This window comes from Streptomyces hainanensis, assembly GCF_004348415.1.
Lineage (GTDB): Bacteria > Actinomycetota > Actinomycetes > Streptomycetales > Streptomycetaceae > Streptomyces > Streptomyces hainanensis.
The window spans coordinates 1-1,503 of sequence record NZ_SMKI01000813.1; the positions used below are offsets into that span (position 1 = coordinate 1).

The 1,503-nt window shown below is 73.3% G+C and carries 2 protein-coding genes; both read right to left on the minus strand.

Annotated elements, in window-relative coordinates; all coding sequences use genetic code 11:
• Window positions 1-60: 60 nt before the first annotated feature.
• Window positions 61-795, minus strand: coding sequence for a formylglycine-generating enzyme family protein (locus E1283_RS36140; RefSeq protein WP_132822382.1), 735 nt, complete (start codon window positions 793-795; stop codon window positions 61-63).
• A gap of 1 nt (window position 796) precedes the next feature.
• Window positions 797-1,414, minus strand: a complete 618-nt coding sequence (locus E1283_RS37875) for an AMIN-like domain-containing (lipo)protein (protein ID WP_165956376.1) — start codon at window positions 1,412-1,414, stop codon at window positions 797-799.
• Window positions 1,415-1,503: the final 89 nt, after the last annotated feature.

Here is a 1,503-nt window from a genome sequence, read left to right on the forward strand (position 1 = left end):
CGATCGCGCCCCGCACACAGGCCGCGATCTGCTCGCCCAGCGGCACGGGCGAGCGGGGGCTCACACGGAACAACATGTCAGCCGCGCGTCCCCTCGTGACGGTCGCGCAGCCCGTTGAGCAGCGCGGAAGCCGACGTCGTCGGTGTGGAAGGTGGGGTGGCTGCGGCGGCGGACCGAGGCGCGGCAGCTCCAACGCTCGTCGAACCAGCCGCCGCCGCGCAGCACCCGGTAGGTGCCGTAGACCTCGGGGTCGTACTGGTCCCAGCACCAGTCCCACGTGTTGCCCAACATGTCGTACAACCCCCAGGCGTTGGGCTTCCTGCCGCCGACCTCGTGGATCCGCGCGTCGGAGTTGCCGCGGTACCAGGCGATCTCGTCCAGGTCGCCGTAGCGGGGCCCGGTGGTGCCGGCGCGGCAGGCGTGCTCCCACTCGGCCTCGGTCGGCAGCCGGTACCCGTCGGCCGAGACGTCCCACTCGACGTCCGGGCCGCCTTCGGCGACGAGGTCGAGACGGTAGGCGGGCGTCAACCGCTCGGCGCGGGACAGGGCGTTGCAGAAGCGGACGGCGTCCCACCAGGAGACGCTCTCCACCGGCAGCGCGTCGCCCGGCTCCGCGCTCGGCCGCTGACCGGTGATCCGCGCGTAGTCGGCCTGGGTGACCGGGAACGCCGCCAGCTCGAACGCTGCGACGTCGACAGACCAGCGCCGCTCGGTGCGTCGATCCGACAACGTCACCGAGCCGGCCGGGACAGCTACCAACGCGACGCCCTCCGCTCCGGCGGTCTCGGCCCGCACGTTACTCCGCCTGTTCGTGCGCGATGTCGACGACGATCTCGTTCTCGCCGGCGGTCACCTGGTAGCCGGGGGCTCCGCCACCAGGGGTGTCGACGCCGACGATGACGCGGAGTTCGCCCTCGAAGACGCCGAAGTCGGCGACCGCGCGGACGGCGTCGGTGGGTTCGACCGGCGGGACCTCGCTGTCGTCGGCCGAGCCGACGAGGACGACCATCAGATGGTGGGCGCCGGGCACCTCGGGCGGCTCCTCGTCCCCGCTGGGGAGCTCGTCCACGTAGTCGGCGATGACCTGCGGGGCGCCCTCGTCGAAGGTGAGGGTGAGCCGGTCGTAGCCGTCGTGCTCGCTGATCGCGGCGTCGGCGAGCCGAACGGAGCCGGCCTGGGCGGCGCCCTGGGCCGCCGTGTCCTTCCGCTCGGTGTCCCACTGACCGACGGGCACCGCGGCCGGCTCATCCGCCCCCGTCCCGGTATCGGTCTCCGGTTCTTCGGACCGCTGCTCCGACTGGCCCTCGCCGGTGTCCGACCGGGGCTCCTCGCAGGAGGCCGCCAGCAGCGTCGGTACGAGGGCGGCGGCCGCGACGCTGGCCGCGAGGCGACGTCTGGTGCGGGGAGGTATCACGTTGGCTCCTGCCGGTGAGGGTTCGGGGTTTCGGGCCGACGAGGCGAAACGGCACCGTCGGTGGCGGCGGTGGGTCGATGGGGCGGGTG